This is a genomic window from Nonomuraea sp. NPDC049421, assembly GCF_040677005.1.
GTDB classification, from domain to species: Bacteria; Actinomycetota; Actinomycetes; order Streptosporangiales; family Streptosporangiaceae; genus Nonomuraea; species Nonomuraea salmonea.
Genome location: NZ_JBFAQA010000016.1, coordinates 1 through 25,030, shown reverse-complemented (window position 1 = coordinate 25,030; position 25,030 = coordinate 1). Strand labels below are relative to the sequence as shown.

The following is a 25,030-nucleotide window of genomic DNA, read 5'->3' as shown; positions in this document are numbered from 1 at the left end:
CATGGAGCCAACGGGCGCGGCGCCGCTCCGGCCGACCGACTTGCGGGAGATCGGGCCGTACCGGTTGCTGGGCCGACTCGGCGAGGGCGGCATGGGGACCGTGTTCCTCGCCCGCGCGCCGACGGGGCGTTTCGTCGCGCTCAAGGTGGTGAAGGCGGAGTTCGCCAACCAGGAGGGATTCGCGGCGCGCTTCCACGCCGAGGTCGAGAACGCCCGGCGGGTGGCGTCGTTCTGTACGGCCCAGGTGCTGGACAACGGCAACACCGGCGACGGGCGGCCGTACATGGTCACCGAGTACATCGCGGGCACTCCCCTGTCCGCGCAGATTACGAACTACGGGGCGCTCGATCCCGGGCCGCTGCACGGCGTGGCGCTGGGGGTGGCGGCGGCGCTGGCGGCGATCCACGTCGCCGGGCTCGTGCACAGGGACCTCAAGCCGGCGAACGTGATCCTGTCCATCTCCGGGCCGCGCGTGATCGACTTCGGGATCGCGCGGGCGCTCGATCGTGAGACGGGGTTCACGATGTCCGGCGAGCTGCTGGGCAGTCCGGGGTGGTGGGCGCCCGAGCAGGTACGCGGGGAGGCCGTCAGTCCGGCGGCCGACATCTTCGCGTGGGGCTGTCTTGTGGCTTATGCCGGAAACGGGCGGCATCCGTTCGGGCGCGGCGACCCCATCACGCTCGCCACCCGCGTGCTCAACAACCCGCCCGACCTGGGGGCACTGCCCGCGCCGCTCAACGAGCTGGTACGCCGGGCCACCTCCATGGACGCCGCCCTCCGGCCCAGCGCCCAGGACCTGCTGATCGCGCTGGTGGGCGGCACCGCCCCCGCCCCCGCGACTGCTGCTCCGGTCGCCGACCCGCCGACGCTGGTGGCCACCGAGATGCTCGGCGAATGGAAGCCCCCGCAGAACGTCGTCAACGAACCCGACATCACCGCCACCTTCACCACCCCACCCCCGAGCGACGCGACCGGGGTGAAGGGTGGGGCCATCGCCCCAGAGGCCGCTACGGGACCGGGCAGCGCCTCGGCCCCCGCAACCGGACCGAGCGCCGGCTCGGGGGCCGCTACCGGCCCGGGCAGCGGCTCGGAGGCCGCGACCGGACCGGGTGCCGGCTCGGGGGCCGTTACCGGGCCGGGTGCCGGCTCGGGGGGTGGCAGGCAGCTGGGGGTTCCGCCTGCGGCCTTCGCCGCCGGTGCGGCAGGTCCCTCGCCGAACGTGCCAGGACAAGACCAGGCGTCCATCGAAGAGCGGGCGCGCCGGGAGGAAGAGGCGGCCAAGGAGGAGCTGGCCCGCTGGAAGGTGCCCGGCCAGACCGAGCCCCCTGCGGGTGCCGGCCGGGCGCTGGGGCTCTTCGCGTTCGGCAGGCGACCGCGCAAGGACGACTCACCGGTACGTGAGGACGGCGCGCCCTCCCAGCCGGGCACCGGGCCCGCGCAAGGAGACGGCCACCCGGCTGCGTTCGGCGGCGGCGCCGTCCAGTCCGATGCGTCCGAGTCCCTAGGAGATGGAGTCGCAGAGCTCCCGGCGAGGCAGGAATTAGGGACGGAGACCCAGCCCGGGACGCGGGCTCCGCTGGGCACGCCCGTTGACGAGCCTGACACGCTCAACGGGACCCGCGCGCCGGGCACGCGGTGGCTCATCGCCGCCGTGGCGGCCGTGGCGGCGATCGTGGTGACGGTGGCCGTGCTGATCGTGACGTCCGGGCGCAACACACCCATCACCGCGAACCAGGCCGCCCCTTCCCAGGTCGCCGGCAGCGCGAAGCCCAACGACGTGGGCCGCAGGTTCGCGCTCGGTCCGAACTTCGACGACCCGGTGGCGATCGTGGCGGTGGCGCCGGAGTGCGGGCTGACGACGTACCAGGACATGTCTGCCACCAACGGACAGCTCTGTGTGGTCCGCTGGACGATGATCAACCCGGGCGGCGAGCGGCGCGAGCTGGTCCAGCCCGTGGTGACGATGGTGGACGACCGGGGCGCCGAGCACGACGCGGCCGCGCTCACGCTGCCCCCGGCCATCCTGCCGGGCGGGCGGCTGGACAGCGCGTTCGTGTTCGACATGGCGGCCTACCGCAAGCCGGTGACGATGACGGCGACCATGCTCGAGAACGGGCAGCAGATCGAGGTGGCGCTGGGATGATCAGAGCGTTGGTGCTGCTCATCGGGCTGCTGGCGGCGATGACGGGAGTTCCGGCCGTGGCCGGCACGGCCGCGTGCGCGGGCGCGGCGGACTTCGACGGCGACGGGGTGGACGACGTCGCCGTCGGTGACCCGTTCGGGGACGAGCAGAAGGGGGCCGTGCACGTCCTGTCGGCGGGCAAGGTCGTGCCGGTCGCGGTGCCGGGTCCGGCCGAGGGCGACGGGTTCGGCTGGTCCGTACGCCTGGCGCAGGTCAACGGCGACGCCTGTGCCGACCTGGTGGTCGGGGCCCCGTACGCGGACGTGGACGGCGTCGAGGACGCCGGCGCCGCGTACGTGATCTACGGCGGCCAGGCCGCTCCCCCGCTCCGCCTGACCGCGACGCGACCGCAGCGGTTCGGGCACTTCGGCTGGTCGGTGGCGGCCCGGGGTGACCTGGTGGCGATCGGGGCGCCGTACGAGGACGAAGGGGACCTGCCCGACACCGGCGCCGTCTACGTGCGCAAGGGTGCGGGCGAGCTGCGCCGCATCAGCCAGGAGAGCGTGGACGTGCGGGGCAACAGCGAGGTCGGCGACCAGTTCGGCTGGTCGCTGGCGTTCGGCCCGGAGAACGCGCTGGTCGTCGGCGTCCCGTACGAGAACGACGACGGCCTGGGCCGCCAGGTCGAGGACGGGAAGATCGACTCGGGGTCGGTGGTGTTCATCGACGACGTGCTGGCCTCGAAGCTCACCACGGTCAAGATCGACTCCCCGACCGGCGCCTCGGGCGACCGGTACGGCTACGCCGTCGCCTACTCCGAGGGCTCCGGGTACGCGATCAGCTCCCCGGGCCCCGGCTACGTCGACCTGCTCGGCCCCGACAGGAAGCCCGTGCGGCGGGTGGAGCAAGGGGGCAAGGAGGCGTTCGGGTTCTCGATGGCGGCCTCGGCGGACGGCCGGCTGGCGATCGGCGCTCCCTACGGGGGCGGCGTGCGGGTGGTCTCCTGGAAGGACGCGGAGGAGGACCGGCGGCTGGCGGACGCGGACGGGCTGTTCGGCTGGGCGGTGGCGTTCAGCGGCAACAGGCTGTACGTGGGGCAGCCGGACGCGCCGCCGTACGGCCGGGTCGCGGTGGCGGGCAGGAACGCCGAGACCTTCCAGCCGCTCCAGCCCGCGAAGGGCGCCGACTTCGGCGTCTCCCTCGCCGGCTGAAGCGCCTTCTCAGAGGCCGCCGCCGGTCGGCCGGCGGCGGGGATCAGGCAGGGGTCAGACGGGGAGCAGGCGGTGGTCAGGTGGTGGTCAGGTGGTGGGGAAGAGGCGGTCGCCGCAGGCCGGCCACTGTCCCTGCCACCGCCCGCCCACCTGCTGGTAGAGCACCTGGGCCCGGTACGTCTGCTCCTCCTCCGGCCACTCGGACGGCAGCCCCATCCCGCCCACCGACTCCCACACCGGCAGGCTGAACTGGTACATCCCGTAGTAGGGCCCGTCCGCGTTGTACGCCAGCGGATCCCCGTGCGCCTCGCAGTGCGCCAGCGCCTTCCAGTCGAGCCGGGCCACGTCGCGCGGAATCGGCACGGTACGCGGCGGGGTGACCGTGATGACCGTCCCGTCCTTGGGGAAGCTGTCGAGCGGCGGATCGACCAGGTAGCCGCGCCGCACCGGGATGCCCTGCCGGCGCAGCACCCCGCGCACGGTCCTCGCGGTGGTGCGGGAGGTGCGCCGGGTGTTGCCGGTCATCACGTGCACCTTGCGCCGCGTGTAGAAGGTCAGGGACATGCCTTCGAGCGGCACCTCGTACCCGGGCGGCGCGGACAGCCGCCCGGCGGCGGGGGTGAGGTCGAGCTCGGCGAGGGCGTCGCCGACGTTGGTGGCGGTGACGAGGTGCCTGCTGGTGTGGCCGTCGAGGGTCAGCGTGATGGGACGCGCGCGGCGTACCTCGATGGTGGCGCCGTCGGTGACCTCTTTGTGCGCGGCGGGGCGTACGAGGTCGCCGAAGCCCAGCGACACGCCGGTGTCGTCGAGCACCTCGCCGACGGTGACCGCCATGGCGTGGACGGGCCTGCGCTCGCCGTCCACGATCACCGTCACCTCTTTGACGAGCAGCGACACGGTGACGAGCGCGCCGACGGCCACCGCGCCTGCCGCGCAGACGACGGGCGTCCACGGGGAACGCCACGGGAGCGGCGGACGGGGCGCACGCCTCTTTCCTCGCAACGGGGCCACCTCCGAGTAACCGGAAACGGCCCGAACGCTAGCGGGGGCGGCGCGGGCGCCAGGAAAGCTTCACCGAAAGATGGTCACCATTCGCCGAAGACCGTGACTCCGTTGCCGCTGATCGCCTCGCACAACCGGTCAGGATGGATGTTCTTGACCTCGGCGAGGCAGCGCAGGGTGAGCGGGATGAGGTAGGGCGCGTTGGGCTTGCCGCGGTGCGGCACCGGCGGCAGGTAGGGGGCGTCGGTCTCGACCAGCATCAGCTCGGCGGGCGCGACCGCGGCGGCCTCGCGCAGGTAGGAGGCGTTCTTGTACGTCACCGGCCCGGAAAAAGACATGAAATATCCAGCCTCGGCGCACTTTTTGGCCATCTCGGCGTCGCCGGAGAAGCTGTGGAACACCACGACGTCCGGCGCCCCCTCGGCGGCCAGCACCTTCAGCACGTCGTCGTGCGCCTCGCGGTCGTGGATGACCAGCGCCTTGCCCGTCCGTTTGGCGATCTCGATGTGCGCGCGGAAGCTGGCGTGCTGGTCGTCCTTGCTCGCCCAGTCGCGGTAGTAGTCGAGGCCGGTCTCGCCGACGGCCCGCACCTCGGGCCGCCCGGCCAGCGCCTCGATCTCGGCGAGCACCTCAGGGGTGGCCGCGTGGGCCTCGTTGGGGTGGATGGCCACCCCGGCGTGGACGTCGTCGTGCCCGGCCGCCGCGTCGGCGTTCCAGCGCGAGGAGGCGAGGTCGTAGCCGATTGTGACGAGCCGCGTCACCCCGACCGCGCGGGCGTCGGCGAGGATGCTGCGCACGCTGGCCTCGGACGCCTGCGCGGCCTGCGCCACCGGGTCGCCCGATGACGCCTGCCGGTTGCCCACCATGATGTCGAGGTGGCAGTGGCTGTCGAAGACGGGCGAGGAAAGCGGCTCAGGCGCGGCGGGAAGCTTGCTCACGGGATCTACGGTAGCTCCCGCCGCGCGGCGCCTCTCAATCGGCCAGCCTGGCCAGCTCCTCGTCGACGACCTTCGGGTCGAGCTTCTTGAACAGCGGCGACGGCGGCGCGAGCGGGGTGCCCGGCTTGATCGGCCGGTGCTCCCAGCGGGCTGCGCCGTCGTATTCGCCGGTGATGACGGGGTAGGGCGTGCCGCCGTCCTCGTCGACCTCGCGGATCTCCGGCATGCCGGACCACACGCCCTCGCCGCCCAGCATCGCGTGGACCTTGTTGGAGGAGCTGGGCAGGAACGGCGTCAGCATGGTCTTGGCGTCGTCGACCACCTGGAGGGCGACGTGCAGGATCGACTTCTGCCGCTCGGGGTCGTCCTTGAGCTTCCACGGCTCCTGCTCGGCCAGGTATTTGTTGGCCTCGCGGACGACGTCGAACGCCTCGGTGATGGCGTTCTTGAAGCGGGAGCGGCCGAGCTCGGCCCCCACGGGACCGAACGCGTTGCGCGAGCGCTCCAGCAGCGCCCGGTCGGCGTCGGTCAGGTGGCCCGCCTCTGGCACGGCCCCGTAGTTCTTCGCCGCCATGGAGATCGACCGGTTGACCAGGTTGCCCCACGCGGCGACCAGCTCGCCGTTGTTGCGGTTGACGAACTCCTGCCAGGTGAAGTCGGTGTCCTGGTTCTCCGGGCCGGCCACGGCGATGTAGTAGCGCAGCGCGTCGGCGTCGTAGCGGGCGAGGAAGTCGCGGACGTAGATGACGACCTGCCGCGAGGAGGAGAACTTGCGGCCCTCCATGGTGAGGAACTCGCTGGAGACCACCTCGGACGGCACGTTGAGCGCGCCGAGCGAGCCCGGCGAGCCGTCACGGGCGCCGATGCCGCTGTAGCCGAACAGCATGGCCGGCCAGATCTCGGCGTGGAAGACGATGTTGTCCTTGCCCATGAAGTAGTAGCCGCGGGCGTCGGGGTTCTGCCACCACTGGCGCCAGGCGTCGGGGTCGCCCGAGCGCCTGGCCCACTCGATGGAGGCGGACAGGTAACCGATGACCGCGTCGAACCACACGTAGAGGCGCTTGTTGGGCTGGTCGCGCCAGCCGTCGAGCGGGATCGGCACGCCCCAGTCGAGGTCGCGGCTGATGGCCCGCGGCTGCAGGTCGCCGAGCAGGTTGAGGGCGAACTTCAGCACGTTGGGCCGCCACTCGCCCTGCTTGGACTGCAGGTAGGAGCCCAGCACCTCGGCGAAGGCGGGCAGGTCGAGCATGAAGTGCTCGGTCTCGACGAACGTCGGCGTCTCGCCGTTGATGCGGCTCTTGGGGTTGATCAGCTGGATCGGGTCGAGCTGGTTGCCGCAGTTGTCGCACTGGTCGCCGCGCGCGCCGTCGTAGCCGCAGATGGGGCAGGTGCCCTCGATGTAGCGGTCGGGCAGGGTGCGGCCGGTGGACGGCGAGATCGCGCCCATCGTGGTCTTCGGGAAGATGTAGCCGTTGGCGTGGAGGCCCTTGAAGATCTCCTGCGTCACGGCGTAGTGGTTCTTCGTCGTCGTCCTGGTGAACAGGTCGTAGGACAGCCCGAGCCCGGTCAGGTCTTCGGCGATGACGCGGTTGTAGCGGTCGGCCAGGTCTTTGGCCGTCACGCCCTCCTTGTCGGCCTGCACCTGGATGGGCGTGCCGTGCTCGTCGGTGCCTGACACCATCAGCACCTTGTTGCCCGCCATCCGCTGGTAGCGGCTGAAGACGTCGGACGGCACGCCGAATCCGGACACGTGCCCGATGTGACGGGGGCCGTTGGCATAGGGCCACGCAACGGCGGTCAAGATGTGCTGGGACATGGTTCCAAGCCTACGGGGTCGTTGGCGATCGTTTGTTCCGCGACTCCCCCTCGCGAAAGGGGCACGCGCGGGCCGGCGGAGCCTGGGCGGCCCCGCCGGTGTGCGCGGGCGGGTCTAGTGCTTGGTGGTCTCTTCGAGCGAGAGGTTGGCGGCGGCCTCCTCGGCCGCGGCGGCGGCGTTGTCGACGGAGGTCTCGCGGGTGCGGCGGATGCCCAGGATGCTGATGAACAGCGCCGCGAAGATGGTCTGGAAGCTCATGACGAGCGCGGTGGCCGACGGCACGACGAGGCGCAGCGACTCGCGCGGGTCCAGCTCGCCGAAGCTGCGCACCTGCCAGTGGACCAGCGACATGACCAGGCCGACGATGCCGGCCAGCGCGAGCAGGCCGCCCGCGATGAGACCCTTCTCCAGGCTCACCATGTCGATCAGCCGCCTGATGCGCGGCGACTCGGGCAGGAAGCCCTCCTCGGCCGCGTAGACCTTGGTGAAGACGGCGAACAGCGCCGCCTGGAACCCGATCACCACCAGGGCGGACGAGCCGACCAGGGTGTCGACGTCGAAGGCCAGCTCGCCGATCTCGACCGGGCCGAACGTCAGCGCGGTGCCGGCCACCAGGCCGATCACCATCATGAGCACGCCGGGGTAGAAGAACAGCCACTTGGGGCTGTAGAGCAGCAGGAAGCGCAGGTGGCGCCAGCCGTCGCGCCAGGAGCGCAGGTGCGGCGGCCTGGAGCGGCCGTCGGGCGAGAGCGTGGTCGGCACCTCGCGTACGTCGAGACCCGACAGCGTCGAGCGGACCACCATCTCGGAGGCGAACTCCATGCCCCCGGTCTGCAGCTGCAGCCGCAGGATGGAGTCGCGGCGGAAGCCGCGCAGCCCGCAGTGGAAGTCGCCGATCGCCGAGGGGAAGAACAGCCGCCCGACGAACGACAGCACCGGGTTGCCGAGATAGCGGTGCAGCGGCGGCATGGCGCCGGGCGCGATGCCGCCCTTGAAACGGTTGCCCATCACCAGGTCGGCGCCGTCGCGCAGCTGCTCGACGAACGGCAGCAGCGCGGTGAAATCGTAGGAATCGTCGGCATCGCCCATGATGACGTATTTGCCGCGAGCCGCCCGGATGCCGCCCATGAGGGCGTTTCCGTAGCCCTTCTCATCGACATGGACCACGCGGGCACCGGCGTCGCGGGCGAGCTGCTGCGAGCCGTCCGTGCTGCCGTTGTCGGCGATCAGGACCTCGCCCTCGATGCCGTGCTCCTCCATGCACGCCAGGGCCTTGCGCACACAGACTTCCACGGTCTCCGCCTCGTTGAGGCAGGGCATGACCACCGTCAGTTCCACGTGTCTACCCTTCAGTTAAGGCTCTTCCAGTGAACCATGATGCCCTGAACGTGACGGTGGTCGGGCACGGACCCGGAAACGACTGGCATTCTTTACAACATGGTGAGCGTCGCGGAGATTACCCCTGTGGACCACTCCGCCGCAGGTCGGGCAGCACGTCTGCTGTCCATGGTGCGCAGGCATCGGGTGTTCGCCGCGGCCTTCGGCGTCGGTGCCGTGCTGCGGCTGATCACCATGCTCGGCTACGGGCCTGCCATGTGGTTCAACGACTCCTACGAGTACGTCTCGGTGGCGCTGCACCCGCGGCCGCACCCGATCAGGCCGGACGGCTACAGCTTCTGGCTGATGCTGCTGCAGCCGTTCCACAGCTTCTCGCTGGTGGTGTTCACCCAGCACCTCATGGGCCTGGCCACGGCCTGCCTGATCTACGCGCTGCTGCGGATCAAGTTCAGGCTGCCGAAGTGGGGCGCCACGCTGGCCGCCGCGCCGGTGCTGTTCGACGCCTACCAGATCCAGCTCGAGCAGCTCGTGATGTCCGACACGCAGTTCACGCTGCTGGTGGTCGGCGTGATCACGCTGGTGCTGTGGAAGCGGCGCCTGTCGTGGAAGGCGGGCGCGGTCGTCGGCTTCCTGCTGGCGCTGACCTGGCTGACGCGCTCGATCGGGCTGCCGATCCTGGCGCTCGTGGTGCTCTACCTCATCGTCAAGCGCACGGGCTGGCGGCCGATCGTGGCGGTGGTGACGGCGTGCGCGGTGCCGGTGATGGCGTACATGGCGTGGTTCGCCACCGCGTACGGCAAATTCGCCATGACCAACAGCGACGGCCTGATCCTCTACATGCGCACGGCCATCTTCGCCGACTGCAACAAGATGGACATCGACAAGTACAAAGAGGTCCAGCTTCTGCTGCTGTGCATCAACGACCCGGTCAATCAGCGCAAGGACTACGCACAGTGGTACCTGTGGGGTCAGGGCAACGGCGACGGCACCGGCACCGGCGAGGTGCTGCACCGGTGGGGCGCCAACAAGAAGTGGAGCGAGATCACCAACGACGCGGCCAGCGCGTTCGCCACGCGGGCGATCCTGTCGCAGCCCGGCGACTATCTGAAGGTGGTCGCGCGTGACTTCTTCCGCTCGTTCCACTGGGCGAGGCCGCGCTTCCCCGACGAGTCGACGTACAACATGTACCAGTTCAAGCCGTACGTCGAGATCGACGGCAACGGGCAGCCCAAGCGGCTGCCGAAGTGGTCCTCCTACGCGGGCGGCCGCACCGACACCGACGCGTTCGCCTACGAGCAGGGCCCGCCCGAGACGCGCGTCGTGCACCCGTGGGCCGACATCATGAGCGGCTACCAGAAGGTGTTCTACCTGCGCGGCATCATGCTCGGCGGCATCCTGCTGATCGGCCTGTACGGCGTGGTCGTGCGCTGGCGGAAGTTCGGCGGCCCCGTGGTGCTGCCCTGGCTGGGCGCGGTGGGCCTGCTGCTCGCGCCCGCGGCGACGGCCGAGTTCGACTACCGCTACGTCCTGCCGGCCGTCCCGCTGGCCTGCATCGCGGCGGCGATCACGCTGCGCCGCGGCGTCACGTGGGCGAACTGGTCGAAGTACTCACCCAAGAGGAGAGCAGCATCCGCGCCCAATACTGCGCGTAGCTGATGGTCTCGGCGCTCAGCACGGGCTGCAGCCACCAGAAGTTGACGAGCACGATGAGCGCGAACGCGCCGACGACGGCGGCGCCGACGGCCCTGCGGGCGGGCGGCGCGTCGCGCCTGCCGATGACGAGCCCGGCCACCAGCACGACGGCCAGCACCATGAAGGGCAGCACGGGCGCCATGTAGAACAGGTACATCGTGCGGTTGTCGGCGACGGCGTAGTAGAACCACGGCAGCCAGCCGGCGGCGTAGGTGAGCAGCACGGCGCCCGCCCGCCAGTCGCGGGTGGCGGCGTACCACGCGACGAGGCCGACGAGGGCGACGGCGGAGCCGTACCAGAGGGCGGGGGTGCCGACGCCGATCACGGCCTGGGCGCAGTCGGCGGCGCCGCAACCGGACTTCTCGCCCTCGTAGAAGAAGGCGACGGGGCGCAGCAGCAGCGGCCACGACCAGGGCTCCGACATGTACGGATGCGGCGTCTCCAGGCCGCTGTGGAAGCCGAGGACCTGCACGTGGTAGTCGAGCCAGGAGCGGACGGAGTCGAAGACGAAGAACAGCGGGTTGCCCGAGGACGTCGCCTGGTCCCAGTTGCGCCCCCAGCCGCGCGAGGTGGCGAACCAGCCGCTCCACGAGGCCACATACGTCAGGGCCGGCACGAGGGCGAAGGCCCCGGCCGCGCCCGGCCCGTCGTACGCCAGCGTCCCCCTGTACGCCTCGCGCGCCCCCAGAGCCCGCCTGGCCCCGGCGTCCCACATGAGCGACAGCAGCGCGAAGGCCAGCAGGAAGAAGACCCCCGACCACTTGACCGCGCAGGCGGCGCCCAGGCACACGCCGCCCGCGAGCCGCCAGGGCCGCAGCCCGAGCCGGGGCCCGCGAAGCAGCGCGGCGTCATATCGGTCGGCCAGCCGGGCCCGCATGTCGTCGCGGTCGGCCACCAGGCAGGCGAACCCGGCCATCACCCAGAACGCGAGGAAGATGTCCAGGATCGCCGTGCGCGAGAGCACGAGGTGCAGGCCGTCGAGCGCCAGCAGCAGCCCGGCCAGGCAGCCGAGCAGCGTCGAGCGGGTCATCCTGCGCGCCACCCTGGCGAGGATGAGGATGGTCAGCGTGCCGGCCACCGCCGCCGCGAAGCGCCAGCCGAAGGGGTTCATGCCGAACATCCACTCGCCGGCCGCGATCATCCACTTGCCGAGCGGCGGGTGCGCCACGAAGGAGGCGCAGTCGTCGGGCTGCGGGCACTGCTTGAAGATGTCGAGGTTGCCGGCCAGCAGCCGCCGGTCGGCGATGGGGTTCTTGGCGTCGCCGAGCATGGTGCGCTCGACGCCCTCGGCCAGCAGCGAGTAGGCGTCCTTGACGTAATAGGTCTCGTCGAAGACGACGGCCTTGGGCCTGCCGAGGTCGATGAAGCGGAGCAGGCCGCCGAAGACGGCCACCACGAGCGGCCCCAGCCAGCCGGCGAGCGCGCCACCCTGGAACGGCGGCACCAGCCGGCCCGGTGATAACCCCCAATTACGCACCCTGCGCACCTTACGGGGTGGGGGTCTTCCTGTGCACGAGGTCGTAGAGCTCCCGCTTGGGCATGCCCGCCTCCTTGGCCACATCGGCGACCGCGGCGTTGCGCCGCTCCCCGTCGGCGACCCGCCGCTCGACCTCCGCGACCAGCGCCTCGGGGTCGAGCTCGACGTCGCCAGGCGCGTGACCCGCGACGACGACGGTGATCTCACCCTTGACGCCGCCCTCCGCCCAGGCGGCCAGCTCGCCGAGCCCGCCCCTGCGGACCTCCTCGTACGTCTTGGTCAGCTCGCGGCACACCGCGGCCCGGCGGTCGGGCCCGAACGCCTCGGCCATCGCCGCGAGGCTGTTCGCCAGCCGGTGCGGCGCCTCGAAGAAGACCATCGTGCGCTCCTCGGTGGCGAGCGCCTTGAGCCGGCGGGCCCGGTCGCCCGGCTTGCGCGGCGGGAAGCCCTCGAAGCAGAACCGGTCGCTGGCCAGGCCGGAGATCGCGAGCGCGGTGGTGACGGCGCTCGGCCCGGGCAGGGCCGTGACCGGCACGCCGGCCTCGACCGCGAGGCTGGTGAGGCGGTAGCCGGGGTCGGACACGCCCGGCATGCCGGCATCGGTGATCACCACGACCGTGCGGCCCTGCTTGAGCGTCTCCAGCAGCTCCTGCGCGCGGCCCGCCTCGTTCTGGTCGTAGTAGGACACCACCCGGCCGGTCAGCTCGACGCCGAGGTCGGCCGCGAGCCTGCGCAGCCGCCTGGTGTCCTCGGCCGCGACCACGTCGGCGCCCGCCAGCGCGTCGCGCAGCCGTGGGGAGACGTCACCCACCTGGCCTATGGGGGCTCCTGCCAGCACCAACCTGCCGTTCCCTGTCACCTGACCATTGTGGCAGGGCATCCCAATTAGACCGTGTTTCTTGGGTAACCACCGCTCTGGGGCCCGTACGATGTCCGAATGGCGGTGACCGATTCTCCGTACCAGGCCTACGAGCAGCCGAAGGACGAAGGCCCTTCCGAGGCTCGGTCCGTACGCGATCGTGTCGTGCCTCCCATGCGGGGCAGCGTGCTCTGGGGATGGATCGGGCCGCTGCTGATCACCCTGTTCGGCGGGATCCTGCGCTTCCTGCAGCTCGGCGAGCCCAAGGCCGTGGTGTTCGACGAGACGTACTACATGAAGGACGCCTTCTCGCTCATCACCCACGGCGTCGAACACGTCACGATCAAGGACGCCGACAAGACGATCATGTCCGGCGGCACCGACATCTGGCAGGCGTGCGGCCAGGAGATCGACAAATGCGCCTCCTACGTCGTGCACCCGCCGCTCGGCAAGTGGATGATCGGCGCCGGCGAGTGGATCTTCGGGCTCAACCCGTTCGGCTGGCGCTTCGCCGCCGCCCTCATCGGCACGCTGTCCATCCTGATCCTCGCCAGGGTCGCCCGCAGGATGACCCGCTCCACGCTGCTCGGCTGCTTCGCCGGCCTGCTGCTGGCGCTCGACGGCCTGCACTTCGTGCTCTCGCGCACCGCGCTGCTCGACATCTTCCTGATGTTCTGGGTGCTCGCGGCTTTCGCCTGCCTGGTGGCCGACCGTGACCAGGCGCGCGAACGGCTGGTCACCTGGTACGAGCACTCGCCCGTCTCCGTGTACGGCCCGTCGCTCGGCATCAGGTGGTGGCGGATCGCGGCCGGGGTGTGCCTGGCCTTCGCGATGTCGGTCAAGTGGTCGGGGCTGGCGTTCCTGGTGGCGTTCGCGGCCATGTCGCTGCTGTGGGACGCCGGGGCCCGCCGCGCGCTGGGGCTGCGCCGGCCGTACGTCGGGGCGGTCAACAAGGACCTGCCGCAGGCGACGCTGGCCTTCGGCGTGGTGCCGTTCGTGGCGTACATGGCGACCTGGATCGGCTGGTTCGCCACCGCCACCGGCTACGGCCGCAACTGGGACCAGGCCACCTCGTCGGGCAACCCGCTGTTCTTCCTGGTCGACTCCATGCGTTCGTGGATCCACTACCAGTGGCAGGTCTTCACCTTCCACAGCGGCCTGGAGACCGCGCACAACTACATGTCGGAGCCGTGGTCGTGGCCGCTGCTGCTGCGCCCGGTCGCCTTCTACTACGAGGGCAAGAAGGGCGGCTGCGGCGCCACCGACTGCTCCGAGGCGGTGCTCGGCGTCGGCACGCCGGTGATCTGGTTCGGGGCGCTGGCCGCGCTGGTGGCCCTCATCGCGTGGTACGTCTCCTCGCGCGACTGGCGGGCGGGGGCGGTGCTGCTCAGCTACGCCATGGGCTGGCTGCCGTGGTTCTACTTCGCCATCGCCGACAACCGGACGATGTTCCTGTTCTACGCCATGCCGATGGTGCCGTTCATGGTGCTGGCCATCACGTTGTGCGCGGGGCTGCTCATCGGGCCCGCCACGCCGACGGCCTCCGGCGCCATGCCGTTGCGGCGTACCGTCGGGGCCGCCGTGGTCGGCGCGTTCGCGTTGCTCGCGCTGATCAACTTCTGGTGGCTGCATCCCGTACTGACCGGAGAGTTGCTCTCGTACACGGAGTGGAAGGCCCGCATGCTCTTCGAGAAACGGTGGATATGATCACGTTACAGTCGGCTCGATAGGGATTTCTTAGGTAGTCGCTGTGCAAGACCCAATACGCACCGGTTTCGGTCATCGTCAGGCCCGGGGTCGATACGGCAAACTTCGAGGCATGAGTGCACCGGATGTCACCGCCCTTCTCGCCGAGTTGGAGCGATCTCAGCCGGATCTGGCCGAGGAGGCCAGGACCGCCGTCGAATGGTTGACGGGTGGGGAGCCACTGGAGACGGTGACCCAGCTCGACGTCTGCGAGTTCCTCTGGTACACGTTGCCGCTCAAGGTCGGGCCGCAGGATGGCGACCACGAGCGGCTGGCACGTTCGCTGGGGCAGCTGCTCCGGCTCGGCGGCCTCGACCGTTACGCCGAGCTGTGCGTGTCACCGACCACCGTCCAGATCCTGCGCACCTACGCCCGCGAGGGCGAGGACGCCGGCACCAGCGCCTACCAGCAGGCCCTCGAGGCCACGGGCGTGCTCCCGCCTGACGTTCCCGAGCTGCAGTGGAGCATGATCATGGGGCCTGAGGAGCTGGGCGCGCACATCGCCTGCTCGGCGGCCCTCGAGCTGGCCATCGTGGCCGGCGAGGACGTCGACCGCACCGCGCTGACCCGGCGCTGGCTCACCGAGCCGCGCGCCGACCTGGGCGGCGACAGCTGGCTCAACCGGGTGCACGGCGAGCGGCTCAACCGCTGGGTGCTGGGCCGCGGCCCGGCGCGGCGGGAGCTGGCGCAGCCGTTCGAGGTGCGGCTGCACGCGCCGGTCTCGCCGCAGCCGCTGCCCGCCCTGCACCGGCTGCTGTCGGTCGCCGCCTCCGGCGAGACGCTGCCGCTGCGGCTGGCGCCGTCGCCCGAGGCGCTGCGGCTGCGCGACCTGGCCGAGCGCGAGCTGGGCGCGATCCGCCGCGACGGCGCCAAGCTGTCGATCACCGACTACGGGCTGCGGCTGCTGCATTCGAGGTCGGCCATGTGGTCGGCGGTCACCCGGCTGCTGCTCGCGCGGGGTGAGCACGAGTTCGAGGTGTCGGCCAGGGAGGCCGCGCTGATGCTGCTCGCCGACGGCACGCTGATGTCGCCGGCCAAGCTCATCGAGCGGGTGGCCGAGGTGGTGGGCGGCGAGGGCTGGCATCCGGCGACGAGCGTCGAGGACGTCACGGGCCCGGTGACCGACCTGGTGGCCCAGCTCACGGCGCTGGGGCTGGCGTTCAGCGACGAGCTGGCGGTGCGGATGGACCGCCCCGGCCAGCTCGCGGCGCTGGCGGCGCTGCGGGCCCACGCGCTGCGGCCGAGGAAGTACGTCAGCTCCGGGTGACGACCCCTGGCATCTGGGCGAATACTCCGAGTAGTTACGATTGTCGGGAAATGCCCTATGTCGGAGGGGGACCGTCATGGAGCTGTTCCCGGCCATGCCGCTGGCGGAATGGACCGAGGCAAAGGAGACCTTCCACAGGTTCGCACAGATCGTGGGGAAGATCAGGCTGGCGTCGAGCAACCGGCGCAACCACTGGTGGCAGGTGCCGTTCCACCCGACCGGGCGCGGGCTCACCACCCGCCCCATGGGCGGGCTCGGCGAGCAGCCGCTGTTCTGCGTCGACTTCGACCTCGTACGCCACCGCCTGGTCATCGACGTGTTCGACGGCCGCAGCGCCGAGTTCAGCCTGATCGGCAGGAGCGTCGCCTCCTTCTACGACCGGCTCTTCGACACGCTGGCCGGGCTGGGGATCCGGCCGGAGATCTGGGCGGTGCCGTTCGACCTCGGCGACGACACGCCGTTCGCCGAGGACACCCTGCACGCCCGCTACGACCCGGTGCTCATCAACCGCTACTGGCGGATCCTCTCGCAGGTCGTGCAGCTGCTCGACCGGTACGCCGCCGACTACGCCGGCAAGACCAGCCCCGTCCATCACTTCTGGCACACCTTCGACATCGCGGTGACCAGGTTCACCGGGCGGGTCGCCAAGGTCTCGCCGGACACCGACCCGGTCACGCGGGAGGCGTACAGCTGGGAGGTGATCAGCTCGGGGTTCTGGTTCGGCGACAAGGAGCGCCCCTGGCCGGCGTTCTACTCCTACACCGCGCCCGAGCCCGAGGGGCTGGCCCGCGAACCGCTGCGGCCCGCGCAGGCCGAGTGGATCCCGGCGCGCGGCAGCCACCTGGCCGTCCTGCGCTACGACGACGTGCGGGTCATGGAGGACCCCGTGGGAGCAGTGCTGGAGTTCCTCGACAGCGCCTACCAGGCGGGCGCCCGGCTGACCGGGATCGACACCGCGGCGCTGGCCTGCCCTGGCGGCGTCACCGATCCCTGCTACGGGCAGTGCCCCTGAACACACGTGAGCGCCCGTCCTCCGAAGAGGGCGGGCGCCCGACGTGTGCGTACCGGTGTGCGTGTCGCCTCTCGGCGAAAGGCACAACGCGGCTCCAGCCGAACGGTAGTCCGCGAAGGCAATAGGTGAGGCCCGGGGACACTGGGCACACCGGCCACGATGTATGTAACCACACCTGGGGCCGCATCATTCCCGGCCGCGCCGGTCGATCCTCGATGCCCTGCCGCGCAGGTAACGCTGCTGGGGCAGGCTCATCGCCCGCGAGGCCGCCTCCTCGTACGCCTCCCGCGCCCCCGCGAGGTCGCCCGACATCTCCAGCAGGTGCGCCCGCACCGCGAACAGCCGGTGGTCACCGGCCACCCGCGCGTCGTCCCCGAGCCGGTCGAGCAGCTCAAGACCGACGCTCGGGCCGCGGGCCATGGCGGCGGCGACGGCGTGATTGAGCGCGACGACCGGGTTGTCGGAGATGCGCATCAGCAGCTCGTACAGGGCGGTGATCTGCGGCCAGTCGGTCTCCTCCGGCGTGCGCGCCTCGTCGTGCAGCGCGGCGATGGCGGCCTGGAGGCAGTACGGCCCGGGCGGCGCCAGGGGCAGGGCCTTCGTCACCAGTTCGGTTCCCTCGGCGATGGAGGCGGCGTGCCACTTCGACCGGTCCTGCTCGGCCATGGGGACCAGCTCGCCGTCCGGCCCCGTACGCGCCGGGCGCCGCGCGTCGGTGAGCAGCATGAGCGCCAGCAGCCCGGCCGCTTCCGGATCGTCCGGCAGCAGCCGGTGCACGACACGGGCCAGCCTGATGGCCTCGTCCGCCAGCTCGGCGCGGTGCAGGTCGGGGCCCGACGTGCTGGCGTACCCCTCGTTGAAGATCAGGTAGAGCACGTGCAGCACCGCGGCCAGCCGGTCCTCGCGCCCGGCCTTGCCCGGCAGCCGGAACGGCTGCCCGCTGTCCTTGACGCGCTGCTTGGCCCGGGTGATGCGGCGGGTCATCGTGGACTCCGACACCAGGAACGCCCGGGCGATCTCCGCCGTGCCCAGACCGCCCACCGCCCGCAGTGTGAGCGCGACCTGCGCGGGCGGCGTCAGCGCCGGATGGCAGCACAGGAACAGCAGGATCAGCGTGTCGTCGCCGGCCGCCTCCTGCCGGTCGGCGGCGGGTGAGAGCCACTCGTCCGGCAGCGCGCGGGCGGCGACCACGTCCTCGCGGCGGCGGCGCGCCTGCTCGGCGCGCAGCAGGTCGGTCAGGCGGCGCGCGGCCACCGTGATCAGCCAGGCACGCGGGTCGTCCGGCACGCCCTGCTCCGGCCACTGCGTGGCCGCCGTGAGCAGCGCCTCCTGCACGGCGTCCTCGGCGGTCGCGAAATGGCCGTAGCGGCGCACGAGCGCGCCGAGCACCTGCGGCGCCAGCTCGCGCAGCAGGTGCTCGGGCACCGCCCCGCCGTTCAGAACGCCAGGTCCTCGACCGACTCGACGATCGGCCTGATGTCGGCGAACGCGTCGGCCCTGTCAGGCGACGGGCACTGGCCCAGCCGCAGCGCGATCTCGGTCGCCCTGTCGTAGCTCGCGCACTCCACCACCCAGTAGCCGGCCAGCACCTCCTGCGTCTCCGCGTAGGGGCCGTCGGTGACGAACGGGGCGCCGCCTCGCAGGCCGACCCTGCGGGTGTGCACCGGGGCCGCGAGGCCGCGCGTCTCGACCAGCTCGCCCGAGTCCTCCAGCTCCTTGTTGACCTCCGACATGAACGCGTGCATGGCGGCCACGTCATCGGGCTTCCAGGCGATGCCGCCGGTGTCCTTGCCGGCCATCTCGTCGTAGTTCCGCTGGGACGCGTACGAAAGGATCATGAACTTCATCGGTTTCGCCCTCTCTCTGGTGCCTTCAGCAGAGACGTCGGAGCCGTGGCCGCGTACCGGACATCATGCCGCGAATTTTCTCCGCGACTTTTCTTGCGGCAGTATCGGAGGCGTGCCATACGCGACGACGCCCGACGGGGTGAAGCTGTCCTACCAGGTCCGCGGCGATGGGGAGCCGCTCGTGCTGTTGCAGGGGCAGGCCAACGACCACCGCTGGTGGGACTCCGTACGGGATGACTTCGCCGCCTATCGGACGATCACCCTCGACTGGCGGGGCACGGGCGGCAGCGACAAGCCGGACGAGCCGTACACGACGCGCGGGTTCGCCGGCGATGTGCTGGCCGTGCTCGACGACGCCGGGGTGCCGCGGGCGCACGTGTACGGCACCTCGATGGGCGGGCGGGTCGCCCAGTGGCTGGCCGCCGACCACCCCGGCAGGGTCGGGGCGCTCGTGCTCGGCTGCAGCTCACCCGGCGGCGCCCACGGCGTCGAGCGGAGCAACGACGTCCGCAGGTCGCTCGCCCAGCCCGACCGCGCCGCCGCCGAGCGGGCCCTGCTGGAGCTCATGTACACGCCCGCCTGGCTGGCCGGGCACCCTGGCCCCTACTTCACGACCGGCGACCCCGGCATGCCCGCCCACGCCCGCCGCCGCCACCTGGCCGCCAGCGCCGGCCACGACGCCTGGGACGCGCTGCCCCGCATCACCGCGCCCACCCTCGTCGTCCACGGCACCGACGACGTCTTCAACCCGGCCGCCAACGCGCCCCTGCTGGCCGAGCGCGTCCCCGGCGCCTCGCTCCAGCTCGTCGAGGGCGCCAGGCACGCCTACTTCGAGGAGTTCCGGCACATCGCGAGCCCGATGGTGCTCGACTTCCTGGCCGCTTATCGAGTGGACGATCGGGGCGCGGCGTTGCTACGGTGCCGCGCATGACCGGCCCCGAGGCATCAAGACGCTAGCCACCGGTCGTCCGGTGGCTGACCCGCACCGCCCCTCCCTGTGAAGGGGCGGCTGCGGCATGGCCCGATCCCCCGGCTTCTCCTGACGCTGGGCCGCTGATCTCGCGCCCGTCCTGCTCCGCCTGATCTCGGCTGATCGCGCCCGCCATCCGGACCACCGACGACACAGGTCCCCCAGTTCCTTCAGCCGCGTGGGACGTTTCCCACGTGCTCACCTGTGCCGGCCCATGTCCGGGTCGTGGAGTTTCTCATGCCTTTCGTGGTCTATCTGCTCGGGCTGGCGGTCTTCGCCCAAGGGACGTCCGAGTTCATGCTGGCCGGGCTGGTGCCCGGGATCGCCCGTGAGCTGGGCGTGTCCATTCCCGCCGCCGGGCTGCTCACCTCGGCCTTCGCCGCCGGGATGGTGGTGGGCGCGCCGCTCATGGCGGTGCTGAGCCTGCGCTGGTCCAGGCGGTCGGCGCTGCTGTCCTTCCTGGTCGCGTTCCTGATCGCCCACGTGGTCGGCGCGGTCACCGCCGACTACGCGGTGCTGCTCGCCACGCGCGTCGTGGCGGCGCTGGCCAACGCCGGGTTCCTGGCGGTGGCCCTGGCCACGGCGATCGCGCTGGCCCCGCCCCACGCCAAGGGCAGGGCCACGTCGATCCTGCTCAGCGGCGTCACGATCGCGTGCGTGGCGGGCGTGCCGGGCGGCGCGCTGCTCGGCGAGCTGTGGGGCTGGCGCTCGGCGTTCTGGGCGGTGGCCCTGGCGCTGGTGCCGGCGATCGTCGCGGTGCTGCGGTCGGTGCCGGGCGGCGCTCCCGGCGGCACCGTACGCGGCGAGGCCAGGGCCCTGCGTCACCCCAGGCTCCTCGTCCTCCTGCTGCTCGGCGCGCTGGTGAACGGAGCCACCTTCAGCACGTTCACCTACCTCGCGCCGCTCCTCACCGGCGTCACCGGCATCGCCCAGGTCTGGCTGCCGGGCCTGCTCGCGCTGTTCGGGCTGGGCTCGTTCGCCGGGGTGACGATCAGCGGCCGGCTCGCCGACACCCGGCCAAAGGTCCTGCTGGTCGCCGGCGGGGTGGCGCTGGCTGCGGGCTGGGCGCTCTTCGGGCTGGTGGCGGGGGTGCCGGTGGCGGCGGTGGTGCTCGTCCTGGTCCAGGGGACGCTGTCGTTCGCGGTCGGCTCCACGCTCATCTCCCAGGTCCTGTACGCCGCCGCCACCGCACCCACGCTGTCCGGCGGCTTCGCCACGGCGGCGCTCAACGTGGGCGCGGTGCTCGGCCCCTGGCTGGGCGGCCTGGCGATCGGAGCAGGGCTCGGGTTCCGCTCGCCGCTGTGGGTGAGCGCGGCCCTGGTGACGCTGGCCCTGGCGGTCGCCGCCGCCGCCCGCCCGTACCACCGGGCGGAGCCCGTCCAGGCGCGTCCGGTCAGCGGGGCGTGAAGCGCTCGATGGCGGCGTCCACGGCCTTCCTGAACGTTCCGCTGCCGGTGTGGCCGGAGTCGTCGATGACGGTCAGCTCGGCGTCCGGCCAGACCTGGGTCAGCTCCCAGGCCGTGTTGAGCGGGCTGCTCAGGTCGAGGCGGCCGTGGATCAGCGCGCCGGGGATGCCGGCCAGCCGGTGCGCGTTCCGCAGCAGCACGCCCTCCTCCAGCCAGGCGGCGTGGGCGAAGTAGTGGGAGCAGATCCTGGTCAGGGCCAGCACGTCGGCGGGCGGGCGGTCGCTGTAGGCGCCGGGCTTGCCGTTGGTCTCCATCGAGATCACCGCGTCCTCCCAGGTGACCCAGTCGATGGCGGCCCGCTCCCTGACCTCGGGGTCGGGTCCTGACAGCAGCCGCGCGTACGCCGCCACGAGGTCGCCGTCGCGGTCCTCCGGCGGCACGCCCTGCCTGAACCGCTCCCACTGCTCGGGGAAGAAGCGGCCGACGCCCCGGTAGAGCCAGTCGATCTCGGAGCGGCGGGTCATGGTGACGCCGGTGATGATGATCTCCGAGACCCGCTCCGGGTACGTCTCGGCGTAGGCCAGGATCAGCGTCGAGCCCCACGAGCCGCCGTACAGCAGCCACTTGTCGATGCCGAGGTGCTCGCGCAGCCGCTCCATGTCGGCGATGAGGTTGTGGGTGGTGTTGGCGGTCAGGTCGGTGTCGTGCTCGGCGGCGTGCGGGCGGCTGCGGCCGCAGTTGCGCTGGTCGAACAGCACCGTACGGAACACCTCTGGGTCGAACCTGCTCCGTGAGCCGGTCGAGCAGCCCGACCCGGGCCCGCCGTGCACGACCAGCACGGGCTTGCCGTCCGGGTTGCCGCAGGTCTCCCAGTAGACGAGGTTGCCGTCGCCGGTGTCGAGCAGGCCGTGCTCGTACGGTTCGATCGCGGGACGCAAGGGGGCTCCTCTCACAGATGTAACAGCGCTTCAATATATCGGCCGCGGTCGAGTCCCCCATCACCGGTAAAGAGGGCTAGATCCAACTATGGAGTAATCGAACCACCACTAAGGGTAATGATCGCAACAGTAAGTCGATCATCACTCATGGGGAGCAACATGTACAGGCAGGCCATCGCCGTACTGACCGCCACGTCCGCCGCCCTGCTCGCGCCCGCCGCGACCGCACACGCGGAGGACGAACCGGCCGTCACCCGCACGGGATGCAGCGACGTCGACGGCATCAAGATCAATGTGCAGCCGCCACCGCCCTTCACAGGGACGGTGACCGCCGACGACATCCGCGCGCTCATGGAGTCGATCGTCGCCGGCAGCTCGCTGCAGGGCTTCTTCGCGCCGGGGAACGCGGCCGAGGCCGCCGGCGAGGCCGCCGCCGAGGGCACGCCGCTGTCCGCCGCGGGCCCGACCCTGCCGCCCATCCCCAACCTGCCGCCGCTGCCGTGGCCCTTCCCCTCGCCCAGCGCCACCCCCGCACCGGGGACGAGCCCCGCCGCTGCCGCCTCGCCCGAGTCGCCCGTCGAGACCATGCTCGAAGCCCTCGTCGACCGGGCCATCGCCTGCGCCCGCACCACCAGGACCCCGAGCGCCCAGGAGGCGCAGACCCCGGAGACCGTCACCCGCTACCTCGAAGCGCTCGTCACCAAGCCGGTGTGCGCGGGCGACCCGGCGCCCGCGCCCATGCAGACCCCGGCCACGCTGCTCGACGTCCTGGGCGTGCCGCGCCTGCTCGACACCGTGCTGTCCAGCCCGCTGTTCTGCCTCCGCCCGGCCGACGCGAACAGCGCCACCGAGTCGGTCCTCGACACGCTCGGCATCATCCACGCCTTCGACGAGCTGCTCGGGGGCTGAGCCGGTCAGGCGGGCGGGCGCCCAGGTGCGCGTCGGGCTCCCTGGAGGCGTCGAAGGCGGCCGCGTCGCCGCCGTACCTGGCCGGGTCCGCGCCGGCGGCCGAGAGCGCGACCGCGATGGGCTCGCCGGCCCTGATCGCCGTCCCGGCCACCCGCACGTCCTCGCGCGGATAACGGAACATCACGGAGAGCACGGAGTTGCGGCAGCGCAGCGCCTCCTCGACCAGCTGCTCCCTTGACATCTTCCCCCTCGTGAATGAGGGGGAATCCCACGGTCGCCCGTGAGGCTTCCTGCTTCACCGCCGGTCGCCCGCCCGAGAAAAGAACTCTCGTTGAGGTCTTACACCAGCTCCACAGGCGTTTCACCGCTCCGCCAGCCCGGCGGCGAGGCCACCATCTCCTCGTGAGAGAGGCGGCCGCCCTCCACTTCCTGGACGCGGATCAGCCCCGTCATCAAGTCGTCGCCGTAGCCGCGCCTGCGCTCGATGAACTCGCTGAGGTACGTGCCTCGACCGCGCCCGGCAGCTCGATGCGGACGACGGGGCCGCTCTCGTCCCTGAACCGGCTGAGCGTCTCCGAGGTGCGTTCACCGGGGACAGGAAGCTGCCGTGGTTCCACTGGAACCTCCCCATGGCCGACGTCACTCCACCATCCGCCGCCGCCCGCCACCGGCCAAGACCTCTGCGCTGTCACCCCGGGGCGGTCAACACCTGCCGACCCGGACACATCCCACCCCTAAGGTGACGGGATGGACGCCATCGAGACCTCCCGGCTCACACTCGTACCCCTGCGGCCCGAGCACGCCTCCGAGATGGCCGGGGTGCTCGCCGACCCGGCCCTGCACGCGTTCACCGGCGGGGCCCCGCTCAGCGCCGTGGAGCTGCGCGCCCGCTACGAGCGGCTGGCCGCAGGACCGCCCGGGTGGCGCAACTGGGTGCTCCGGCTGCGCGCCGAGGACTGCCTGGTCGGGTACGTGCAGGCGACCGTCGAGGGGCGTACGGCGGAGGTCGCCTGGGTGGTCGACACCGCGTGGCAGGGCCGCGGCCTGGCCAGGGAGGCCGCGGTGGCGCTGGTCGAGCGGCTCGCGGACGAGGTGGACACGGTGATCGCGCACATCCACCCGGAGCACGCGGCCTCCCAGGCGGTCGCCGCCGCGGCCGGCCTGCGCGCGACGTCGCAATGGCAGGACGGGGAGGTCCGCTGGGAGCTGCCGACCGGAAGTTGAGACGGGAAGGATCGCTGGGGACGGGGCAGTCGCGAACTTGCGGACAGGGGTTGAGACGGGGACGGCTGATGGCTTTAATACGCGCGGGCTCCGCCCCGCCCGTCACCCTGACAGAAGAGGAGCAGCTGTGAACGTCTCCGCAGGTCAGCGAACCCCTGAGATCGTCGGCGCCAGTGTGTTAGCGCTACCACGCCGCCGTACCGCCGCATGAAAGTTTCTTCTCGCCCATTGGGAAAGCGCTTACCCCGAGCTGCAAAGGATCCCAGCATGCGCTTGAGCCTGGCCGCCGCGGCCGCTGTCCTCGCCCTGACCTCCACCGCCGTCGCCGCCCCCGCCCACGCCGCTCCCGCCAAGCAGATGGAGGACCTGGACCGGGGGCTGATCAGCGTACGCTCCGGGTCGGGCAACCTCGTCTCCTGGCGACTGCTCGGCACCGACCCCGACGGCGTCACGTTCAACCTCTACCGCGGCTCCACCCGGATCGCCTCCGGGCTGAGCGGCGGCACCGACTTCCTCGACAACGGCGCCGCCGCCGACGCCTCGTACACCGTGCGGGCCGTCGTGGGCGGCAGCGAGCAGGCCGCCTCCCCCGCCTCGCTCCGCTTCACCGGCGGCTCCTACCTGGACGTGCCCATCCAGCCACCGTCCGGCGGCACCACCCCCGACGGCGTCTCCTACTCCTACAGCGCGAACGACGCCTCGGTGGGCGACCTCGACGGCGACGGCCGGTACGAGATCGTCCTCAAGTGGGACCCGTCCAACGCCAAGGACAACTCCCAGTCCGGCTACACCGGCAACGTCTACGTGGACGCGTACCGTCTCGACGGCACCCGCCTGTGGCGCATCGACCTGGGCCGCAACATCCGCGCCGGCGCGCACTACACCCAGTTCCAGGTCTACGACTACGACGGCGACGGCCGGGCCGAGGTCGCCATGAAGACCGCCGACGGCACCAGGGACGGCCGCGGCGCGGTGATCGGCAACGCGAACGCCGACTACCGCAACTCCAGCGGCTATGTGTTGTCCGGCCCCGAATACCTGACGATGTTCAACGGCCAGACCGGCGCCGCGATGTCCACGGTGAACTACGACCCGCCGCGCGGCACCGTCTCCTCCTGGGGCGACAACTACGGCAACCGCGTGGACCGCTTCCTGGCCGGGACGGCGTACCTGGACGGCTCCCGTCCATCCCTGATCATGGCGCGCGGCTACTACACCCGAAGTGTGATCGCCGCCTGGGACTTCCGCAACGGCTC

The 25,030-nt window shown here is 71.4% G+C and carries 20 protein-coding genes and 1 pseudogene; 11 read left to right on the top strand and 10 right to left on the bottom strand.

What is annotated here, in order from left to right; translation table 11 throughout:
- Nucleotide 1: 1 nt before the first annotated feature.
- Both AB0K18_RS26145 and AB0K18_RS26140 read left to right on the top strand, forming a co-directional pair.
- On the top strand, nt 2–2,143 hold the full coding sequence (locus tag AB0K18_RS26145; RefSeq protein ID WP_364919261.1) for a protein kinase: 2,142 nt from the start codon (nt 2–4) through the stop codon (nt 2,141–2,143).
- Nucleotides 2,140–3,333, top strand: a complete 1,194-nt coding sequence (locus AB0K18_RS26140) for a hypothetical protein (RefSeq protein ID WP_364918882.1) — start codon at nt 2,140–2,142, stop codon at nt 3,331–3,333. The genes AB0K18_RS26145 and AB0K18_RS26140 overlap by 4 nt, the downstream gene beginning before the upstream one ends.
- 87 nt (nt 3,334–3,420) lie before the next feature.
- Here the strand turns inward: AB0K18_RS26140 and AB0K18_RS26135 are convergent, their stop codons facing one another.
- From AB0K18_RS26135 to AB0K18_RS26120, 4 genes are all read right to left on the bottom strand, one after another.
- Nucleotides 3,421–4,335, bottom strand: coding sequence for a ubiquitin-like domain-containing protein (locus AB0K18_RS26135; RefSeq protein WP_364918880.1), 915 nt, complete (start codon nt 4,333–4,335; stop codon nt 3,421–3,423).
- A gap of 83 nt (nt 4,336–4,418) precedes the next feature.
- Entirely contained in the window at nt 4,419–5,273 is an 855-nt protein-coding gene (locus AB0K18_RS26130) for a TatD family hydrolase (protein ID WP_364918877.1), read from the bottom strand.
- A 34-nt stretch (nt 5,274–5,307) separates the two neighbouring features.
- On the bottom strand, nt 5,308–7,089 hold the full coding sequence (gene metG, locus AB0K18_RS26125; RefSeq protein WP_364918874.1) for a methionine--tRNA ligase: 1,782 nt from the start codon (nt 7,087–7,089) through the stop codon (nt 5,308–5,310).
- Nucleotides 7,090–7,203: 114 nt separating this feature from the next.
- Nucleotides 7,204–8,427 carry a glycosyltransferase family 2 protein gene (locus AB0K18_RS26120; RefSeq protein WP_364918872.1) on the bottom strand — a complete coding sequence of 408 codons (1,224 nt, stop codon included), beginning with the start codon at nt 8,425–8,427 and terminating at the stop codon, nt 7,204–7,206.
- Between the two features lie 99 nt (nt 8,428–8,526).
- On the opposite strand from AB0K18_RS26120, the gene AB0K18_RS26115 reads away from it, so the two are divergent.
- Entirely contained in the window at nt 8,527–10,083 is a 1,557-nt protein-coding gene (locus AB0K18_RS26115; protein WP_364918869.1) for a hypothetical protein, read from the top strand.
- Here the strand turns inward: AB0K18_RS26115 and AB0K18_RS26110 are convergent.
- Nucleotides 10,010–11,596 (bottom strand): phospholipid carrier-dependent glycosyltransferase, encoded by a 1,587-nt coding sequence (locus tag AB0K18_RS26110; RefSeq protein WP_364918866.1) that lies wholly within the window; start codon nt 11,594–11,596, stop codon nt 10,010–10,012. The two genes, AB0K18_RS26115 and AB0K18_RS26110, sit on opposite strands and share 74 nt — an antisense overlap.
- A 10-nt stretch (nt 11,597–11,606) precedes the next feature.
- The gene (rsmI, locus tag AB0K18_RS26105; protein ID WP_364918863.1) at nt 11,607–12,455 is read right to left on the bottom strand and encodes a 16S rRNA (cytidine(1402)-2'-O)-methyltransferase; all 849 of its coding nucleotides are present in this window, start codon (nt 12,453–12,455) and stop codon (nt 11,607–11,609) included.
- Nucleotides 12,456–12,533: 78 nt separating this feature from the next.
- Here rsmI and AB0K18_RS26100 point away from each other — a divergent pair, with 78 nt between their 5' ends.
- The 3 genes from AB0K18_RS26100 to AB0K18_RS26090 all read left to right on the top strand — a co-directional run bounded on the left by AB0K18_RS26100 (nt 12,534) and on the right by AB0K18_RS26090 (nt 16,480).
- Entirely contained in the window at nt 12,534–14,162 is a 1,629-nt protein-coding gene (locus tag AB0K18_RS26100) for a phospholipid carrier-dependent glycosyltransferase (protein ID WP_364918860.1), read from the top strand.
- 112 nt (nt 14,163–14,274) lie between these two features.
- Nucleotides 14,275–15,468 (top strand): hypothetical protein, encoded by a 1,194-nt coding sequence (locus AB0K18_RS26095; protein WP_364918858.1) that lies wholly within the window; start codon nt 14,275–14,277, stop codon nt 15,466–15,468.
- 76 nt (nt 15,469–15,544) lie between these two features.
- Nucleotides 15,545–16,480 (top strand): DUF5996 family protein, encoded by a 936-nt coding sequence (locus tag AB0K18_RS26090; protein WP_364918855.1) that lies wholly within the window; start codon nt 15,545–15,547, stop codon nt 16,478–16,480.
- A 186-nt stretch (nt 16,481–16,666) separates the two neighbouring features.
- On the opposite strand, the gene AB0K18_RS26085 is transcribed toward AB0K18_RS26090, so the two are convergent.
- Both AB0K18_RS26085 and AB0K18_RS26080 read right to left on the bottom strand, forming a co-directional pair.
- The gene (locus AB0K18_RS26085; RefSeq protein WP_364918852.1) at nt 16,667–17,905 is read right to left on the bottom strand and encodes a sigma-70 family RNA polymerase sigma factor; all 1,239 of its coding nucleotides are present in this window, start codon (nt 17,903–17,905) and stop codon (nt 16,667–16,669) included.
- An 11-nt stretch (nt 17,906–17,916) separates the two neighbouring features.
- Entirely contained in the window at nt 17,917–18,327 is a 411-nt protein-coding gene (locus AB0K18_RS26080; protein WP_364918849.1) for a YciI family protein, read from the bottom strand.
- 112 nt (nt 18,328–18,439) lie between these two features.
- Here AB0K18_RS26080 and AB0K18_RS26075 point away from each other — a divergent pair, with 112 nt between their 5' ends.
- Both AB0K18_RS26075 and AB0K18_RS26070 read left to right on the top strand, forming a co-directional pair.
- Entirely contained in the window at nt 18,440–19,258 is an 819-nt protein-coding gene (locus AB0K18_RS26075) for an alpha/beta fold hydrolase (protein WP_364918846.1), read from the top strand.
- Nucleotides 19,259–19,534: 276 nt separating this feature from the next.
- The gene (locus AB0K18_RS26070) at nt 19,535–20,704 is read left to right on the top strand and encodes a Cmx/CmrA family chloramphenicol efflux MFS transporter (protein ID WP_364918843.1); all 1,170 of its coding nucleotides are present in this window, start codon (nt 19,535–19,537) and stop codon (nt 20,702–20,704) included.
- Here AB0K18_RS26070 and pip read toward each other — a convergent pair.
- Nucleotides 20,691–21,641, bottom strand: coding sequence for a prolyl aminopeptidase (gene pip, locus AB0K18_RS26065; protein ID WP_364918840.1), 951 nt, complete (start codon nt 21,639–21,641; stop codon nt 20,691–20,693). The two genes, AB0K18_RS26070 and pip, sit on opposite strands and share 14 nt — an antisense overlap.
- Nucleotides 21,642–21,800: 159 nt before the next feature.
- On the opposite strand from pip, the gene AB0K18_RS26060 reads away from it, so the two are divergent.
- Nucleotides 21,801–22,550: a hypothetical protein gene (locus AB0K18_RS26060; RefSeq protein ID WP_364918837.1), complete on the top strand. Its 750-nt coding sequence runs from the start codon at nt 21,801–21,803 to the stop codon at nt 22,548–22,550.
- On the opposite strand, the gene AB0K18_RS26055 is transcribed toward AB0K18_RS26060, so the two are convergent.
- Nucleotides 22,516–22,791 (bottom strand): hypothetical protein, encoded by a 276-nt coding sequence (locus tag AB0K18_RS26055; RefSeq protein WP_364918834.1) that lies wholly within the window; start codon nt 22,789–22,791, stop codon nt 22,516–22,518. The genes AB0K18_RS26060 and AB0K18_RS26055 overlap by 35 nt on opposite strands.
- Before the next feature lie 506 nt (nt 22,792–23,297).
- Between AB0K18_RS26055 and AB0K18_RS26050 the strand changes: the two genes are divergently transcribed.
- Both AB0K18_RS26050 and AB0K18_RS26045 read left to right on the top strand, forming a co-directional pair.
- Nucleotides 23,298–23,774, top strand: a complete 477-nt coding sequence (locus AB0K18_RS26050; protein WP_364918831.1) for a GNAT family N-acetyltransferase — start codon at nt 23,298–23,300, stop codon at nt 23,772–23,774.
- Nucleotides 23,775–24,041: 267 nt separating this feature from the next.
- Nucleotides 24,042–25,030, top strand: a pseudogene (locus AB0K18_RS26045) (rhamnogalacturonan lyase); the annotation flags it as partial.

Bases quoted from the DNA above. Each gene is read 5' to 3' on its own strand.
- AB0K18_RS26145 (WP_364919261.1), top strand. From the start codon at position 2: ATGGAGCCAACGGGCGCGGCGCCGCTCCGGCCGACCGACTTGCGGGAG.
- AB0K18_RS26140 (WP_364918882.1), top strand. From the start codon at position 2,140: ATGATCAGAGCGTTGGTGCTGCTCATCGGGCTGCTGGCGGCGATGACG.
- metG (WP_364918874.1), bottom strand. From the start codon at position 7,089: ATGTCCCAGCACATCTTGACCGCCGTTGCGTGGCCCTATGCCAACGGC.
- AB0K18_RS26115 (WP_364918869.1), top strand. From the start codon at position 8,527: ATGGTGAGCGTCGCGGAGATTACCCCTGTGGACCACTCCGCCGCAGGT.
- AB0K18_RS26100 (WP_364918860.1), top strand. From the start codon at position 12,534: ATGGCGGTGACCGATTCTCCGTACCAGGCCTACGAGCAGCCGAAGGAC.
- AB0K18_RS26095 (WP_364918858.1), top strand. From the start codon at position 14,275: ATGAGTGCACCGGATGTCACCGCCCTTCTCGCCGAGTTGGAGCGATCT.
- AB0K18_RS26090 (WP_364918855.1), top strand. From the start codon at position 15,545: ATGGAGCTGTTCCCGGCCATGCCGCTGGCGGAATGGACCGAGGCAAAG.
- AB0K18_RS26080 (WP_364918849.1), bottom strand. From the start codon at position 18,327: ATGAAGTTCATGATCCTTTCGTACGCGTCCCAGCGGAACTACGACGAG.
- AB0K18_RS26070 (WP_364918843.1), top strand. From the start codon at position 19,535: ATGCCTTTCGTGGTCTATCTGCTCGGGCTGGCGGTCTTCGCCCAAGGG.
- AB0K18_RS26060 (WP_364918837.1), top strand. From the start codon at position 21,801: ATGTACAGGCAGGCCATCGCCGTACTGACCGCCACGTCCGCCGCCCTG.
- AB0K18_RS26055 (WP_364918834.1), bottom strand. From the start codon at position 22,791: ATGTCAAGGGAGCAGCTGGTCGAGGAGGCGCTGCGCTGCCGCAACTCC.
- AB0K18_RS26050 (WP_364918831.1), top strand. From the start codon at position 23,298: ATGGACGCCATCGAGACCTCCCGGCTCACACTCGTACCCCTGCGGCCC.